Genomic DNA, 18,170 nt, shown 5'->3' with positions numbered 1-18,170 from the left:
TGCTGAAAATGGAACTCAACCAATATTTAGATATCTTTATTGAAGAAAGTAAAGAGCACTTACAGTCAATAAACGATCAGTTACTACTTTTAGAAAAAAGCCCAGAAAGTCTAGAAATTGTAAATGAAATATTTCGATCTGCTCACACGCTAAAAGGGATGTCTGCGACGATGGGGTTTGAAGATTTAGCTAGTCTTACCCACCATATGGAAAACGTATTAGACGGCATTCGGAATGAAAAAATTGCTCCATCCTCAACTCTTTTAGATGTTGTTTTCTCTTCCGTTGAATATTTAGAAGAAATGGTAACATCGATAGCAGGTGGCGGCGACGGGAAAAAAGATGTAACGGAAGTTGTAGCTTTATTAAACCAAATTGTAAGCGGAGAAGCCGTTGAAGTAAGCAATACTAGTGAAAATAATAGCACTAGTACAAATTACGATTCTTATGAACTTACAATCTTAGAACAATCAGAAGAGCAAGGGTATTTCCCTTACGAGGTGACGGTAACGTTACGAGATGATTGTATGTTAAAAGCTGCTAGAGTTTTTATGGTTTTTGAAGTGGTAGAAAAACTAGGTGAAGTAATTAAGTCAGATCCACCGGTTGAAGTATTAGAAGAAGAGAATTTTGATAATTTTTTTACAATTACTATCGTTTCTAAAGACTCAGAAGAAAGTATACAACAAAGAATTTTTAAAGTATCAGAAGTAGAAAAGGTTGATATACAAGTTATAAACGTTAAACAACTTCAAGAAAATGAAAAAGAAGGTTCTAATGTTGCAGTAGAAGAAATTACACAAGCGATAACAGAAGTTGCGGTAACAGATGTAGTTGTTAATGAAGAAAAGAAATCAACCACTAAAAAAGTAGCATCAAATAAAACGATTAGAGTAAACATTGATCGATTAGACGTATTAATGAATTTGTTTGAAGAGTTAGTTATTGATCGTGGTAGATTAGAGCAAATCTCAAAAGATTTAAAGGTAACAGAACTCCAAGAAACAGTAGAAAGAATGTCTAGAATTTCAAACGATTTACAAAATATTATTCTAAATATGCGTATGGTTCCAATTGAAACAGTCTTTAATCGTTTCCCAAGAATGATAAGACAGCTTGCCCGCGATTTAGGTAAAAAAATAGATTTTCAAATTATTGGTGCAGAAACAGAGCTAGATCGAACGGTTATTGATGAAATTGGTGATCCGTTAGTACATTTAATTCGAAATGCAGTAGATCATGGAGTAGAAATGCCAGACATAAGAAGGCAAAACGGGAAAGAGGAAGAAGGTCAAATTATATTACGTGCATTCCATAGTGGTAATCATGTTTTCATTGAAATAAAAGATAACGGTTCAGGTATTAGTAAAACAAAAGTACTTGAAAAAGCTATTGAAAGAGGTATTTTGTCAAAAGAGAAAAGTGAAACATTAACGGATAAGGAAGTGTACCAATTAATCCTATCATCTGGATTTTCTACTGCAGACAAAATATCAGACATTTCAGGTCGCGGTGTCGGACTTGATGTTGTTAAAAGTACGATTGAATCGTTAGGCGGAACGATATCGATAGACTCTGAAGAAGGGAACGGAACGACTTTTTCAATTCAATTACCTTTAACGTTATCGATTATTTCTATTCTATTAACAGAAGTAGGCGCTGAAAAGTACGCAATTCCCCTTTCTTCTATTATTGAAACAGCTATTATTAATAACAGTGAAATTCAACATGTTCACGGTCAACAAGTTGTTCAATTTAGAGGAAAGGTTGTGCCACTAGTATTTTTAGATCGAGTATTTGATGTATCCAAGGTGGATGACTGCAACAGTGAATTGTCCTCTATCGTAATTGTGAAAAAAGGAGAGAAACTTGCTGGTTTGGTCGTAGATTCCTTTATTGGGCAGCAAGAAGTAGTGTTAAAGTCTCTTGGACAATATTTAAATCACACATTTGCTATTTCAGGTGCCACTATATTAGGTGATGGACAAGTAGCACTAATTGTAGACTGTAATACGTTAATTAATTAATAGGTTTATAGACTTAAACTAACTTTGATAGAGCCAAATAAACAGTCAACAATTAAATGAAGGAATGGAGGAGAGGCGGATGAGTATGGCGCAGGTTGGAGAGAAACTAATCGCATTTGAATTAAATAATGAGCAATATGTGATCCCGGTCAATCAAGTGAAATCTATTGAAAAAGTGCTTCCAATTACTAGAGTACCAAATGCACTTCCATATGTTAAAGGTGTAGTTAACTTACGTGGGGTTATTACACCAATTATCGATTTTAGAACGCGTTTTAACATCGAAGAGAAAGAATATACGAACACTACACGTATATTAATAACGATTTTTGATGATATAGAAGTCGGATTTATTGTAGATGCAGCTAACGATGTAATAGATATATTAGAGGAAAATATTGAACATCCTTCTAGTGTAGTAGGTTCGGTCGATCTAGAGTATATAAAAGGTGTTATAAACTTTAATAACTCTTTATATGTTTATTTAGATTTGGAGCAAATACTGAAGAAAGACGAAATACAAAATTAGGGTTTGAAACAATGAATACTTATGATGATTCAGTAATGGATGTGTTGAAAGAGCTCAGTAATATTGGAGCGGGTAATGCTGCAACAGCACTTTCATTATTGTTAAACAAAAAAATTAAAATGAATGTACCTACTGCTAAAATAGTTTCCTTTAACGAAATTATGGATTTAATTGGAGGAGCTGAAAGACCGGTAGCTGCCGTCTTTCTAAAAATGGAAGGTGAAATTGAGGGTAGTTTATTTTTTGTATTATCTCTAGAGGATGCTACTCGATTTGTTCAACAATTAACACATGACCCAACTACAAATTTTGAAAAATTTCAATACGAAGAAATGGCTATATCTGCCTTGCAAGAATTAGGAAATATAATTGCCGCACATTACTTATCAGCCATTTCAAATAGTATTGGTCAAAAATGTACTCCTTCTGTCCCAATAGTAGCGATTGATATGGTTGGTGCTATAGTTACAGAAGGACTATTACAAGTTTCGGAAGATAGTGACCATGCTATTTTTATTGATACAAGGCTAGAGGAAATTACAGACGATTCTATACATCAAGCTAAAGGTCATTTCTTTTTAATTCCGTATCAAGAAAGTTTAGAAAAAATAATGAGGACTTTAGGTGTCAAGTAATGGTTACAGTAGAACGTGTAATTGTTAAGGTAGGTATTGCGGACATTAATTATGTTGTTTCTCCTGGAGTTATTAGAACTTCTGGATTAGGCTCCTGTGTAGGTGTCGTGTTATATGCTCATTCAATAGCAGGTATGGTTCATGTTATGCTGCCGAGTTCTACGCTAGCTAGAACAACAGATTTTAACCATAGTAAATATGCAGATACAGGTATTGATGCTCTAGTTAACCTTTTATTGGATAAAGGAACTAAAAAAAGAGATTTGCGTGCTAAAATCTCTGGTGGCGCACAAATGTTCCAATTTCAGCACAGTAATGATACGTTACGTATCGGTCCAAGAAATGTAGAGGCAGTAAAAGATAAATTACTAGAGCATAGTATCCCTATTCTCGGAGAAGATTGTGGTGGGAATAGCGGTAGAACGATAGAATTTAACCCAGCCTCCGAAAAATTAATGATTAAAACAGTTAATAAAGGTGTTACGTATATATAAATACAGTTATACAATGGCTAAAAGCAAAAGGAGTCTTGCTCTAAATTATAGGGAGGTAACCAAGGATGGCAACAGTTTCTTCAAGCAAAGACCAGCACTATTGGGATCTTTGGAAACAAAAAAGAGACCCGGATGCTGGGAATTATATCGTAAAAAAATATTTGCCCCTTGTTCAATATCATGTACAAAGATTAGCGGTAGGACTGCCAAAAAACGTAAGTAAAGATGAATTAAGAAGTTTTGGGTTGATAGGATTGTATGATGCGATTGAAAAATTCGATCAATCCCGAGACTTGAAGTTCGATACTTATGCCTCTTTCCGAATTAGAGGATCCATTATTGATGGGCTACGAAAAGAAGATTGGCTTCCTAGAAGTGTGAGGGAAAAGGCAAAAAAAATTGAGGCAACAATAGAAAAAATCGAGCAGTCTACTCGTAATAGCGTTACATTAGATGAGATAGCAACAGAATTAAAAATACCACAAGATGAAATTGCGTCCACTATGAATGAAGTGTTCTTTGCTAACGTCTTATCAATTGATGAAATTCCTAAAGATATGGATGAGTCTTCCCCTTCCTCGTACTCATTAAAAGATAATCGTGCAATTCAACCAGACGACCACTTAATTAAAGAGGAGATGCTACAATCCTTAGCCGAAAAAATAAGTGGATTATCTGAAAATGAACAACTAGTAGTTAGTTTATTTTATCAAGAAGAATTAACATTAACAGAAATTGGACAAGTGTTAGGGTTAACAACTTCAAGAATATCACAAATTCATTCAAGAGCACTATTTAAGCTACGGAAAGAGCTTACAGTTAAAGAGTAAACTGTTTGGCAAAAACGTGTGAAGATTAGGATGTGAAAATGTGGGTATTAAATTAGTTGAACTCCAGGTAGCACTTCATCGAACAGTCGATTTAGGTAAAATTCAAACTCAGCATAATAACCACGGAATGGTAATTCAAGCCCACATAGCTGAGCAGAAGAAAAAACAGGATGAAATTAAGCGAAAGAAAGTTAATGTTATAAAGAGTGAAGAAAAAGAAAATACTTCTTCTACCCAAACAAAACAACCTTTTGAACGACATCCGCACAAAGGGAATCATTTTGATTTAAGAGGTTAAATTATGCTATTTTTATTTATTATAAATTTAATAATAGGCTTAACAGCGATTTTATTGTTTTTTATTTTATATACGAAAATGTCGAAAATGCATTCTCTTGAAAACGAATATCGCCAACTATTAAAGGAAGCGGAAGAAACAATTAGTAGTTTTGTGTATGAATTAAAAGAAGATAATGAAAGATTATTAAAAAAACTATCTACAAACAGTGCGAGGGAACATCATTCAGATAAAGAAAATGTAATACAACAAAATTCGTTCGTTTACAGAGAACATGCAACGAAAAGTGAAGATTTAAAAGAATTATTACAATATGACGAGCATTCACAACCTTTAAGTACGTATGAGCAAGCAAAGGAATTAAAGAATAATGGATATTCTATTGATGACATCGCTCAAAAGTTAGGTAAAGGCAAAACAGAAATAGAATTATTATTGAAATTTCGACAGAATTAGAATTTTGACTTGAAATCTTATATATTGTTGTGATATATTTAACCTCGGTGTTATAAATACACACGTTTATTAATTTGAGCAATGGTGCTGAATATTCAGTTCTGTTCAAAGATGAGATAAGCGGAGGATAAAAAAACCATTCAGGAGGAAAAAACATGTCAGTAATTTCTATGAAACAGCTTTTAGAAGCTGGTGTACACTTCGGGCACCAAACACGTCGTTGGAACCCAAAAATGAAAAAATATATTTTCACAGAGCGTAACGGTATTTACATTATCGATCTACAAAAAACTGTGAAAAAAGTTGAAGAAGCTTACAAGTTTGTGAAAGAATTAGCTGGTAACGGCGGAACAATTCTTTTCGTTGGTACAAAAAAACAAGCTCAAGATTCTGTTAAAGAAGAAGCTGAGCGTTCTGGAATGTACTTCGTTAACCAACGTTGGTTAGGTGGTACTTTAACTAACTTCGAAACAATTCAAAAACGTATTTCTCGTTTAAAACAAATCGAAAAAATGCGTGAAGATGGTACATTTGATGTACTACCTAAAAAAGAAGTTGTTATGTTAAACAAAGAGTTAGAGCGTCTTGAGAAGTTCTTAGGCGGTATTAAAGATATGAAAGAGCTACCTGATGCATTATTCATCATTGACCCACGTAAAGAGCGCATTGCTGTAGCTGAAGCAAAAAAATTAAACATTCCTATCGTTGGTATCGTAGACACTAACTGTGATCCAGACGAAATCGATGTTGTAATTCCAGCTAACGATGATGCAATTCGTGCTGTGAAATTATTAACTGGTAAAATGGCAGATGCTATCTTAGAAGCTAAACAAGGTGAAGAGACAGCAACAACTACTGCTTAATGATGAACCAAAAAGGTGATAAGAGGGTATAGCCTTTTATCACCTTTTTTTGAAAAAAATTGTTTCAAAGAACATTCGTATGGCATACTATTCTTTGGGAACATATATGTAATGAAAAATCTAGTGTTACAATGCAGGTGGTTGAAGCCATCTCTTATACATAATTGAAGGAGGATTTACTAATGGCAATTACTGCTCAAATGGTAAAAGAATTACGTGAAAAAACAGGTGCTGGAATGATGGATTGTAAAAAAGCACTAACTGAAACAAATGGTGATATGGACCAAGCTATTGATTACTTACGTGAAAAAGGTATTGCGAAAGCTGCTAAAAAAGCTGATCGTATCGCTGCTGAAGGTTTAACTGCAGTTGTGACAAACGGAAATGAAGCAGTTATTTTAGAGGTGAACTCTGAAACTGATTTCGTTGCAAAAAACGAAGGTTTCAAAACATTAATTGGTGAGCTAGGTCAATTCCTACTTGCGAATAAACCAGCTACAGTTGAAGAAGCTTTAACTGCAACAATGGACAATGGCAACACTGTTGAAGCTCATATTAATAGTGCAATTGCAAAAATTGGTGAGAAACTTACGTTACGTCGTTTCGTAGTAGTTACTAAAAATGATGCTGATTCTTTTGGTTCTTACTTACACATGGGTGGACGTATCGGTGTATTAACTGTATTAGAAGGTACAACTGATGAAGCAGCAGCTAAAGACGTTGCAATGCATATCGCGGCAATCAACCCTAAATATGTTTCTCGTGACGAAGTTTCTGCAGAAGAAACTGAACGTGAGCGTGAAATTTTAACTCAACAAGCATTAAATGAAGGTAAACCAGAAAATATCGTTGCGAAAATGGTAGAAGGTCGCCTTAGCAAATATTTCCAAGATATTTGCCTACTTGATCAGCCTTTCGTTAAAAACCCAGATCAAAAAGTACGTGATTTTGTAAAGAGTGTTGGAGGTACAGTAAAATCATTTGTACGTTATGAGGTTGGAGAAGGTATCGAAAAACGTCAAGATAACTTTGCTGAAGAAGTAATGAGCCAAGTTAAAAAATAAGAGGAACAATGTTTATATAGGGAACACTCCATGTGTTCCCTTTTTTAAGAAATACTTTTCCTATTTATTTATGGGAAGACTATCTATTAACAATATCCTTTTATTAAAGTGGAGGTAAAAATGGCTCAAGCAAAATATAAACGCGTCGTATTAAAGTTAAGTGGAGAAGCTCTTGCAGGTGATCAAGGGTTTGGAATTAATCCAACTGTCATCAAATCTGTAACTAGTCAAGTTAAAGAATTAGCTGAACTAGGTGTTGAAGTTGCTGTAGTTGTTGGTGGTGGAAACATTTGGAGAGGAAAAGTTGGTAGCGAAATGGGCATGGATCGTGCTACGGCTGATTACATGGGCATGCTAGCAACTGTGATGAACTCATTAGCATTACAAGACAGCTTGGAAACATTTGGGGTTGAAACGAGAGTACAAACCTCAATTGAAATGAGACAAGTAGCGGAACCTTACATAAGAAGAAAAGCAATTCGTCATTTAGAAAAGAAAAGAGTAGTAATTTTTGCAGCAGGTACTGGGAATCCATACTTTTCTACTGATACAACGGCAGCATTACGTGCAGCGGAAATAGAAGCGGATGTTATTCTAATGGCTAAAAACAATGTTGATGGTGTATATAGTGCAGATCCAACAATTGATGCTACAGCAACTAAATATGAAACATTATCTTATTTAGATGTTTTACGTGAAGGTTTAGCAGTTATGGATTCTACTGCATCATCATTATGTATGGACAATGATATTCCAATCATCGTCTTCTCTATTATGGAAGAAGGAAATATTAAACGAGCAGTATTAGGTGAAAATATTGGTACAATAGTGAGGGGGAAATAACATGAGTAAACAAGTAATTTCTTCAGTAAAAGAAAAAATGGAAAAGGCAATTGCAGCTTATTCGCGAGAGCTAGCAAGTGTTCGTGCTGGACGTGCTAGTGCAAATCTTTTAGATAAAATTACAGTAGATTACTACGGTGCACCTACACCTGTTAATCAACTAGCTTCTATAAACGTTCCTGAAGCTAGATTATTAGTAATTCAACCATATGATAAGTCTTCTATTGGAGATATTGAAAAAGCAATAATGAAATCAGACTTAGGTTTAAATCCTACAAATGACGGTTCTGTACTTCGTATTTCTATTCCTGCTTTAACAGAAGAAAGACGTAAAGATTTAACAAAAGTAGTCAAAAAATATGCAGAAGAAGCGAAAGTAGGTATCCGTAACATCCGTCGTGACGGTAATGATGACCTTAAGAAGCTAGAGAAAAGTGGAGATATTACGGAGGATGAATTACGTAGCTTCACAGAAGACATTCAAAAGCTAACAGATGACCATGTGGCAAAAATTGATAAATTAACTAAAGAAAAAGAACAAGAAATAATGGAAGTATAAGCTAATTAGTTGTAAAATAGAAGAAGTAAAAAGACCCTCTAATGATTACAGGGGGTTTTTTTGTTAATACTGTTACTATAAATAGAATGAAGAGTAAAAACAAAAAAACTCTTGATTTATTTATCTCATTGGAGGATTTTTATGCTGAAAAAAATACAACAATGGAGAGGCAAAGAACCCTCTGGAAATTATAGCAAAGAAGATATTCTTCAAATGCCTGTACCAGAACATATTGCTATTATTATGGATGGTAATGGTAGGTGGGCTCAAAAAAGAGCATTACCTAGAATTGCGGGCCATCATGAAGGAATGAAAACGGTACGGAAGATTACAATTTGTGCTAATGAGCTAGGGGTAAAAGCATTAACGATGTATGCATTTTCAACTGAAAATTGGAAACGCCCTAAAATGGAAGTTGAATATTTAATGAAATTACCAGAAGAGTTTTTAAGTACTTTTCTTCCAGAATTGGTAGAAAAAAATGTAAAAGTTCAATTGATGGGAAACAGAGATGCCATTCCGAATCATACACTTAATGCTGTGGATAAGGCAATCGAAGAAACAAAGCATAATACGGGACTCACATTAAATTTTGCATTAAACTATGGTAGTCGAGATGAAATAGTTCATGCAGTCCGAAACATAGTGGATGATGTTAAAAATGGAAAAATAATAGAATCTGAAATAAACGAGAGTTTGTTTAGCGGTTACTTATATAGTCATGCACTCCCTGATCCTGATTTGCTTATTCGAACAAGTGGAGAATTAAGATTGAGCAATTTTATGTTATGGCAGCTAGCATATACAGAGTTTTATTTTTCAGATGTATTATGGCCAGATTTCAGTGAACAAGAGTTATATAGAGCAATTGCCACTTTTCAGAAACGAGGAAGAAGATTTGGTGGTATATAAGAAGGTGTGGAACATAAAATGAAACAACGGATTATTACAGCAATAGTAGCTGGTGCTATTTTTTTACCGATCGCAATATATGGTGGCCTTCCTTTTGTGATTCTAGTATATTTAATGGCAACAGTCGGTTTATTTGAAGCATTTCGTATGAAAAAAATAGGTCTGACTAGTGTACCAGGAATAATAAGTCTTTTACTTTTATGGTTTTTATTAATACCGAGCAGTTTCCAACTGCATGAATACATCAAGTTATCTAAACTCGAATTAGTTTTGATTGCGGTATTACTATTTCTGACGTATACAGTCATTACAAAAAATAAATTTTCATTCGATGATGTAGGATTTAGTTTGTTATCTATTATTTATGTTGGTCTTGGATTTTATTATTTAATTGAGACAAGAGAACTAGGCATTATCTATCTAATTTTTGCTTTATTTGTTATTTGGACTACGGATTCAGGAGCTTATTTTATTGGGAGATCAATTGGTAAAAATAAATTATGGCCAGAAATAAGTCCAAATAAAACGATAGAAGGTTCTTTAGGTGGGATTTTTTGTGCGGTAATAGTAGCTACAGGTTTTTACTTTCTAGTAAATTTTGATGAACCCCTTGTCGTTATCATAATTTTAGCTATATTACTGTCCATTTTTGGACAAATTGGGGATTTGGTAGAATCTGGTTTAAAGAGACATTACGACGTGAAAGATTCAGGAAGTTTATTACCTGGCCATGGTGGAATTTTAGACAGATTCGATAGTCTACTATTCATCCTTCCTATTCTCCATTTTTTACATAGATTTTTAGCGTAGACATCATGTAAGTAAAAAATTGGACCATGCCCACACACATAGTGTAAAGATTTTTGTTTGTAACGGAAGAAACGGACAAGAAGGTCTAACTATTGCGGAGCTTATTTTCTATTCTATTATTACCTTTCATGTTTTAAAGAGAGAGAGGAGTTCACAAAAGTGAAACGAATTAGTTTATTGGGTGCATCAGGTTCTATCGGTACCCAAACATTGGATGTCATTCGACAACATCCAGAACATTTTGAACTGATAGCTTTTAGTGTCGGAACGAATGTACAAATGGCTATAGAAATTATTAAAGAATTTTCACCAAAACTAGTATCTGTTAATGATATGGATGCGTGGAAAGAATTAAAAACAAAAACCTCTTCTTCCCAGCATGTAGAAATTTTGTATGGAGAAGAAGGAAACCTAGCGGTAGCAACGATACAAGAAGCTGATATATTAGTTAATGCTGTGGTCGGAAGCGTAGGTTTAATACCAACATTACAAGCAATAGAATGTAAAAAAACCATTGCATTAGCAAATAAAGAAACTTTAGTTACTGCAGGACACCTCGTAATGGAGGCTGCAAAGAAAAATGATGTGGACATCCTTCCTGTGGATAGTGAACATTCCGCAATTTTTCAATGTTTACAAGGTGAGCGAGAAAAAAATATACATTCTTTAATCATTACAGCCTCTGGTGGAAGCTTCCGTGATAAAACGAGAGAGCAGTTAGTCGGAGTTACGGTTGATGAAGCTTTACAACACCCAAACTGGTCGATGGGAGCTAAAATAACGATAGATTCTGCCACGATGATGAATAAGGGATTAGAGGTAATTGAGGCTCACTGGTTATTTAACATTCCGTATGACCGCATAAATGTTCTTCTACATAGAGAAAGCATTATTCATTCAATGGTAGAATTCCATGATACAAGTATTATTGCGCAACTAGGCACCCCAGATATGAGGGTACCTATACGCTACGCTTTAACCTATCCAGATAGACTTCCATACGAAGCTGGTAATCGATTAAGTTTGGCCGATATTGGACGGCTGCATTTTGAACAAGCTAATTTTGAGCGATATCGTTGTTTACAATTTGCGTTTGAAGCTGGAAAGATAGGTGGTACTTTACCTACCGTATTAAATGCAGCAAATGAAATAGCTGTATCTGCATTTTTGAATAAACAAATTGACTTTTTAACGATTGAAAGTTTCATTGCACAAGCTATGAACAGACATCAAGTTTTACAAAACCCAGATTTACCAACTATTCAAGACGTTGATAAAGAAACTAGGGAGTTTGTTCGTTCACTATTTGAATAAGAGGTGAGGAACCACGTGGAAACAGTTATTTCTTTTATTATTATTTTTGGAGTGTTAGTTTTTGTTCATGAATGGGGACATTTAATATTTGCGAAACGTGCAGGTATTTTATGTAGAGAGTTTGCTATAGGATTTGGACCAAAAGTGTTTTCTTTTAAGAAAAACGAAACCGTTTATACGATCCGTTTATTACCGATTGGTGGTTTTGTTAGAATGGCTGGGGAAGACCCAGAAATGATTGATGTAAAGGCTGGATATCACGTTGGCCTCTTATTTAATGAGCAGGGTGAAGTTAATAAAGTTGTTATTAACAATAAAGATAAATATCCAGATGCAAAAATAATAGAAGTCGAACATGCAGATCTTGAGCATGAAATGATTATTAAAGGTTACGAGCTTAGTGATGAAGAAACATTAACCTTATATAAAGTTAGTGATGAATCGTATTTTATTGTTGACGGACAAGAAGTGCAAATTGCTCCTTATAAACGTCAGTTTGCATCAAAAACATTATGGCAACGTACAATGGCTATTTTTGCTGGTCCAATGATGAACTTCGTTTTAGCATTTATCATTTTTGCTTTTCTCGGTATTGTCCATGGCTATCCTGTGAACGAGGCGAAGTTAGGGGATTTAACACCAGATGGACCTGCGTTAGCTGCAGGTTTCCAAAAGGACGATACTGTTATTGCTATTAATGACACAACAGTTTCTACATGGGAAGAGATAGTCGCGATCATTCAGGCTAGCCCTAGTGAAGAATTATTATTCCATATTGAACGTAACGGGCAATCTATGAATATTCCTGTAACACCAAAAGCTGATGAAGTAGATGGTGAAACTAGAGGTATTATCGGTGTATACATGCCGATGGAAAAATCGATTGTAACAGCAATTCCTAGAGCAGGAGTTGAGACGTATACGTGGACGAAAGAAATTATTATCGGTGTAGGAAAATTAGTTACAGGGCAATTTTCAATCGATATGCTCTCCGGACCTGTTGGTATATATAAATCTACAGAAGTTGTCGCAGAGTCTGGTATCTTTTTATTAATGAGATGGGCGGCTGTATTAAGTATTAACCTTGGTATTATTAACTTATTACCTATTCCTGCACTAGACGGTGGAAGGTTAATGTTTTTCGCGGTAGAAGCTGTTAGAGGAAAACCAATTGATCGACATAAAGAAGGTTTAGTACACTTAATTGGATTTGCACTATTAATGCTACTAATGCTTGTCGTGACTTGGAATGATATTCAACGATTCTTCTTATAAAATGATTAACAAGATACTTGCATCTTTTTTAGATGCAAGTTCTTTCTTGTTGTTGATTAAGTCTATTAGACAAAAAAATTCGTATTCCGGATGAAAAAATGCGGTAATTTGTCGAAAAACTAGTGAAGTGGAAGAAGTTTCGATAAAATATTAGTTCAACATAGCTAAAATAGTGTACAATAAATGGGACAACTAGTTTTCGTGAAATTCGACATTTTTTTAGTTTTTTAATACAATATATATCTATTAGTCGAATCATCAACACCTTCTAGACTATATTTAACTCATAATAATGGGGGAAGACCATTTAACGATACATGCTGTTAGACGGTAAATCCATGTTATGAGTTATTTTTTTGATAAGGGTTTGAAAGTTATTTGAACAAAGGGAAGAAAGGAGATAGGAGAAAATGTCACAATCACAAGAAAGAAAAGAGAGATTCCGTCTTCTCCTCCAGCAGTTACAGCTAACAAACGATGATATTGTTACGTTTTTTCAAGATGCGGAAATAGAAAAATTAGTTGTAAACAAAATAGATAAAAAATGGGACTTTTATTTTGAATTTGAAAAGCTAATTCCTGCAAATATATATGAGATTTTTAAAGCAGCACTAATCAAAAATTTTTCCCATATTGCAGATATAACGTTTCAAATATCTGTGCGTGAAAGGGATTTAAATGAAAAGTTAATTCAAGAATATTGGCCTATCTTTTTAAAAGAAATGGACGGGTCTTCTCCGCTTTTATTAAATTTATTACAAAATCAATTGCCAACATTAACAGGTCAAAAGATTACGATAACTGCAAGAAATGAAGCAGAAGCAATCACGGTTAAAAGAAAACTAAGTTCGATTATTACTTCAACTTATGAATCTTACGGATTTCCAACGATGATGCTAGATACTACTCTTTCATTTTCTGAACAAGAATTCAAACAATTTGAAGAACAAAAAATGCAAGAAGATAGTGAAAAAGCTCTAGCAGCTGTAACAGAAATGCAGAAGAAAGATTCACAACCTGATTCTGCAGATGTTCCTTCAGGACCAATTATGATTGGTTATGAAATTAAAAATGATAATGAATTATTTAAAACATTAGATGAAATCACAGAAGAAGAGCGGAAAGTGGTTGTACAAGGTTACGTTTTTGATGTTGAAACGAAAGAATTACGAAGCGGTAGAACACTTTTAACTTTAAAAATTACAGATTATACTAATTCTATATTAGTAAAAATGTTCTCAAAAGGAAAAGAGGATATTCCGTTACTACAAGCAATCAATAAAGGAATGTGGCTTAAAATTAGAGGTAGTATTCAAAATGACACATTCGTTCGCGATCTTGTTATGATGGCTTCTGATATTAATCAAATTCAAGGTAAAGAGCGAAAGGATAACGCCCCTGCTGATGAAAAAAGAGTTGAGTTACATCTTCATACTCCAATGAGTCAAATGGATGCAGTAACAGGTGTATCTAAATTAGTTGCTCAAGCAAAAAGATGGGGGCATCCTGCAATTGCTGTAACAGACCACGGTATAGCGCAATCTTTTCCGGAAGCATATTCAGCTGGTAAGAAAAATGGAATTAAGATTTTATATGGAGTAGAGGCAAACCTTGTAGATGATGGAGTTCCAATTGCTTATAACTCTGCTCATCGAGAATTGGCCGAAGAAACTTATATTGTATTTGACGTAGAAACAACAGGCCTTTCTGCAATGTATGACAAAATTATTGAATTAGCTGCTGTAAAAATAAAGGGTGGCGAAATTATAGACCGCTTTGAATCATTTGCTAACCCACACCATCCATTATCTGCTACAACGATTGACCTTACTGGTATTACAGATGATATGGTTCGCGATGCGCCGGAAATAGAGGAAGTATTAAGAAACTTTTATGATTGGATCGGTAATGATATATTAGTAGCCCACAACGCTAGCTTTGATATGGGCTTTTTAAATATTGGATTCCAACGAATTGGTTTAGGAAAGTCAAAAAATCCAGTTATAGATACGTTAGAGCTTGGAAGACTACTATATCCTGAGATGAAAAATCACCGATTAAATACACTATGTAAAAAGTTTGATATAGAACTCACACAGCATCACCGCGCGATTTATGACGCTGAAGCAACTGGTTACTTACTAGTAAAAATGCTAAAGGATGCGAATGAAAAAGGAATTACATTCCACGACGAGTTAAATGATAATAGCGGTAAATCCAATGCATATCAACGTGCTAGACCTTCTCATATAACACTTTTAGCACAAAATGATATAGGCTTAAAAAACTTGTTTAAATTAGTTTCTATTTCTCATATAGAATACTTTTTCCGTGTCCCAAGAATTCCGAGATCAGTATTGGAGAAGTATCGTGAAGGTATACTTGTGGGAACTGCTTGCGACAAAGGTGAAGTATTTGAAGGGATGATGCAAAAGACTCCGGATGAGGTAGAAGAAATTGCAGACTTCTATGATTATATAGAAGTACAACCTCCACCTAACTATGCACATTTGTTAGAATTAGAACTTGTAAAAGATGAGAATTCCTTAAAGGAAATTATAACGAATATCGTAAAACTAGGGGAGAAAAAAGGGTTACCGGTAGTTGCAACTGGAAATGTACATTATTTAAATGAAGTGGACAAAATACATCGTGAAATTTTAGTCCGCTCTCAAGCAGGTGCGAACCCGTTAAATCGTCACAGGCTACCAGATGTTCACTTTAGAACGACTGATGAAATGATTGAGCTTTTCTCTTTTCTCGGAGAAGAAAAAGCAAAGGAAATTGTCGTAACGAATACGCAAAAAATTGCTGATATGATAGATGAAATAAAACCGATAAAAGATGATCTATATACCCCTAAAATAGAAGGGGCAGATGATGAAATACGTAACATGAGTTATAATATGGCTCGAAGCATATATGGAGATGACCTTCCTGAAATTGTAGAGAAAAGAATTGAGAAAGAGTTAAAAAGTATTATCGGTCACGGTTTTGCCGTTATCTATTTAATTTCTCATAAACTCGTAAAAAAGTCGTTAGATGACGGATATCTAGTAGGTTCACGTGGATCTGTAGGTTCTTCATTCGTTGCAACAATGACAGAAATTACAGAGGTAAATCCACTACCACCACATTACGTTTGTCCCGCATGTAAGCACTCTGAATTTTTTGATGATGGTTCTGTAGGTTCAGGTTTTGATTTACCAAACAAAGACTGTCCGAAGTGTGGAGCTGCTTATAAGAAGGACGGCCATGACATCCCGTTTGAAACTTTCTTAGGATTTAAAGGAGATAAAGTTCCTGATATCGATCTAAACTTTTCTGGTGAATATCAGCCAATAGCTCATAACTATACGAAAGTACTGTTCGGAGAAGAGTATGTATATCGTGCCGGAACTATCGGTACTGTAGCTGATAAAACAGCCTACGGATATGTAAAAGGTTACGCAAATGATCGTAATTTAATATTACGTGGGGCTGAAATTGATCGACTATCATCTGGTTGTGTTGGGGTAAAACGAACTACTGGACAGCATCCAGGTGGAATTATAGTAGTACCAGATTATATGGACATATATGATTTCTCTCCAATACAGTACCCAGCAGACGATCGAAATTCAGAATGGAAAACAACGCATTTTGATTTCCATTCCATTCATGATAACTTACTGAAGTTGGACATACTAGGACACGATGACCCTACTGTCATTCGTATGTTACAAGATTTAAGTGGTATTGATCCGAAAACGATTCCTACTGACGATCCAGAAGTAATGAAAATATTTAGTGGTACAGAATCACTCGGAGTAACAGAAGAGCAAATAATGTGTAAAACAGGAACGTTAGGGATTCCAGAGTTTGGTACGAGATTCGTTCGTCAAATGTTAGAAGATACGAAGCCATCCACATTTTCTGAACTTGTCCAAATATCGGGGTTGTCGCATGGAACGGACGTTTGGTTAGGGAATGCACAAGAGTTAATTCATAATCAAACTTGTACGTTAAGTGAAGTAATCGGTTGTCGTGATGATATTATGGTTTACCTCATTTATAAAGGATTAGACCCATCTATGGCCTTCAAAATAATGGAGTCTGTACGTAAAGGGAAAGGCTTAACGGACGAATTTAAAGAAGAGATGATTAAAAACAATGTACCAGGTTGGTATATCGACTCATGCTTAAAAATTAAGTATATGTTCCCGAAGGCGCATGCTGCAGCATATGTATTAATGGCTGTACGTATTGCCTATTTTAAAGTTCATTTACCATTACTCTATTACGCTGCATATTTTACAGTTAGAGCAGATGATTTTGATGTTGATGCTATGGTAAAAGGCTCTAATGCAATTAAAAAAATTATAGAAGAGATAAATGCTAAAGGGTTAGATGCATCACCGAAAGAAAAATCGTTGTTAACCGTTTTAGAGTTAGCTTTAGAAATGTGCGAAAGAGGATTTTCTTTCCAAAAAGTGGACTTATATAAATCAAGTGCATCAGAATTTATTATTGAAGGGGATACGTTAATTCCTCCATTCAATTCAATACCAGGGTTAGGAACTAACGCGGCATTGAATATTGTTAAATCTAGAGAATCTGGAGAGTTTTTATCGAAAGAAGATCTTCAGCAACGTGGAAAAGTGAGTAAAACAATTATGGAATATTTAGATAAACACGGCTGTCTCCAAGGTTTACCAGACCAAAACCAGCTTTCACTTTTCTAAGATACAATCCTAATTTTCAAGATGGATCTCCATGCAGGTTAAATTTAGCACCTTAGAGAATGAAAAATAGGGATGTCATTTTTGAACAGTATTAAGGTTTTTTCTGCCAGATTTAGAACCGAGAGTGGAACGAAGCGGAAGACACTTGACTCCAGCGGGAAGTAGAGGGAAGGTTGAGACCCCACAGGCGAAGCCGAGGAGGCTCGACTCCCTCCCGGCGGAAAGCAAGTGTCTGCAGCGAAGTGAAACGGACAAACTTCAAACCACCAACTCATTTTTTTCAGAGTCGACTGAAAATATACGATTTAACTAGTCTATGTCACGTTGTAGTTAGAAGAAAGAATTAATGGTATCAAACTTGATCATTGTCAAGTTTTTCTACCAAAAAATTGTTTGAAGTTTGCATATTATTAGTGGATATGTTATATTTTTATTGGAAATGCTATATATAAGACGTTAGCAAAGAGTGGGGAAACCCACTCTTTCGTTATTATTTACCCTTCTTCTTTTAGCAAATGCTTGTTTTCTCTTCGTACA

The 18,170-nt window shown here is 34.8% G+C and carries 16 protein-coding genes; all 16 read left to right on the top strand.

The window, feature by feature from the left end; genetic code table 11:
• The first annotated feature begins 8 nt into the window (after nt 1–8).
• The 16 genes from O1A01_RS15220 to O1A01_RS15145 all read left to right on the top strand — a co-directional run bounded on the left by O1A01_RS15220 (nt 9) and on the right by O1A01_RS15145 (nt 17,633).
• Nucleotides 9–2,027, top strand: a complete 2,019-nt coding sequence (locus O1A01_RS15220) for a chemotaxis protein CheA (RefSeq protein WP_270064451.1) — start codon at nt 9–11, stop codon at nt 2,025–2,027.
• Nucleotides 2,028–2,106: 79 nt separating this feature from the next.
• A complete protein-coding gene (locus O1A01_RS15215; RefSeq protein ID WP_412766293.1) occupies nt 2,107–2,556 on the top strand; it encodes a chemotaxis protein CheW in 450 nt (149 codons plus the stop codon).
• Nucleotides 2,557–2,567: 11 nt separating this feature from the next.
• Nucleotides 2,568–3,191, top strand: a complete 624-nt coding sequence (locus tag O1A01_RS15210; protein WP_066413324.1) for a chemotaxis protein CheC — start codon at nt 2,568–2,570, stop codon at nt 3,189–3,191.
• Nucleotides 3,191–3,685, top strand: coding sequence for a chemotaxis protein CheD (locus tag O1A01_RS15205; protein ID WP_066413321.1), 495 nt, complete (start codon nt 3,191–3,193; stop codon nt 3,683–3,685). Before O1A01_RS15210 ends, O1A01_RS15205 begins: the two co-directional genes overlap by 1 nt.
• Before the next feature lie 65 nt (nt 3,686–3,750).
• Complete coding sequence (locus O1A01_RS15200) at nt 3,751–4,515, top strand: FliA/WhiG family RNA polymerase sigma factor (RefSeq protein ID WP_270064450.1); 765 nt, start codon at nt 3,751–3,753, stop codon at nt 4,513–4,515.
• A 40-nt stretch (nt 4,516–4,555) separates the two neighbouring features.
• Complete coding sequence (locus tag O1A01_RS15195) at nt 4,556–4,813, top strand: hypothetical protein (protein WP_066413315.1); 258 nt, start codon at nt 4,556–4,558, stop codon at nt 4,811–4,813.
• Between the two features lie 3 nt (nt 4,814–4,816).
• A complete protein-coding gene (locus O1A01_RS15190; protein ID WP_270064449.1) occupies nt 4,817–5,269 on the top strand; it encodes a DUF6115 domain-containing protein in 453 nt (150 codons plus the stop codon).
• A gap of 155 nt (nt 5,270–5,424) precedes the next feature.
• Nucleotides 5,425–6,132 carry a 30S ribosomal protein S2 gene (gene rpsB, locus O1A01_RS15185; RefSeq protein WP_066413309.1) on the top strand — a complete coding sequence of 236 codons (708 nt, stop codon included), beginning with the start codon at nt 5,425–5,427 and terminating at the stop codon, nt 6,130–6,132.
• Between the two features lie 182 nt (nt 6,133–6,314).
• A complete protein-coding gene (gene tsf / locus O1A01_RS15180) occupies nt 6,315–7,196 on the top strand; it encodes a translation elongation factor Ts (RefSeq protein ID WP_066413307.1) in 882 nt (293 codons plus the stop codon).
• Between the two features lie 120 nt (nt 7,197–7,316).
• Nucleotides 7,317–8,039, top strand: a complete 723-nt coding sequence (pyrH, locus tag O1A01_RS15175) for a UMP kinase (RefSeq protein ID WP_066413305.1) — start codon at nt 7,317–7,319, stop codon at nt 8,037–8,039.
• Between the two features lies 1 nt (nt 8,040).
• On the top strand, nt 8,041–8,598 hold the full coding sequence (frr, locus tag O1A01_RS15170) for a ribosome recycling factor (protein ID WP_066413303.1): 558 nt from the start codon (nt 8,041–8,043) through the stop codon (nt 8,596–8,598).
• A 141-nt stretch (nt 8,599–8,739) separates the two neighbouring features.
• Nucleotides 8,740–9,510: an undecaprenyl pyrophosphate synthase gene (locus O1A01_RS15165; RefSeq protein ID WP_066413301.1), complete on the top strand. Its 771-nt coding sequence runs from the start codon at nt 8,740–8,742 to the stop codon at nt 9,508–9,510.
• An 18-nt stretch (nt 9,511–9,528) separates the two neighbouring features.
• The gene (locus O1A01_RS15160) at nt 9,529–10,320 is read left to right on the top strand and encodes a phosphatidate cytidylyltransferase (RefSeq protein WP_066413294.1); all 792 of its coding nucleotides are present in this window, start codon (nt 9,529–9,531) and stop codon (nt 10,318–10,320) included.
• Nucleotides 10,321–10,479: 159 nt separating this feature from the next.
• Entirely contained in the window at nt 10,480–11,634 is a 1,155-nt protein-coding gene (gene dxr / locus O1A01_RS15155) for a 1-deoxy-D-xylulose-5-phosphate reductoisomerase (protein ID WP_066413290.1), read from the top strand.
• A gap of 15 nt (nt 11,635–11,649) precedes the next feature.
• Nucleotides 11,650–12,909, top strand: a complete 1,260-nt coding sequence (gene rseP, locus O1A01_RS15150) for an RIP metalloprotease RseP (RefSeq protein ID WP_066413288.1) — start codon at nt 11,650–11,652, stop codon at nt 12,907–12,909.
• A 410-nt stretch (nt 12,910–13,319) separates the two neighbouring features.
• Nucleotides 13,320–17,633 (top strand): PolC-type DNA polymerase III, encoded by a 4,314-nt coding sequence (locus O1A01_RS15145; RefSeq protein WP_270064448.1) that lies wholly within the window; start codon nt 13,320–13,322, stop codon nt 17,631–17,633.
• Nucleotides 17,634–18,170 lie beyond the last annotated feature (537 nt).

This window comes from Sutcliffiella sp. NC1, assembly GCF_027594365.1.
Taxonomy (GTDB): domain Bacteria; phylum Bacillota; class Bacilli; order Bacillales; family Bacillaceae_I; genus Sutcliffiella; species Sutcliffiella cohnii.
This window is presented reverse-complemented; position numbering and strand designations above follow the sequence as displayed.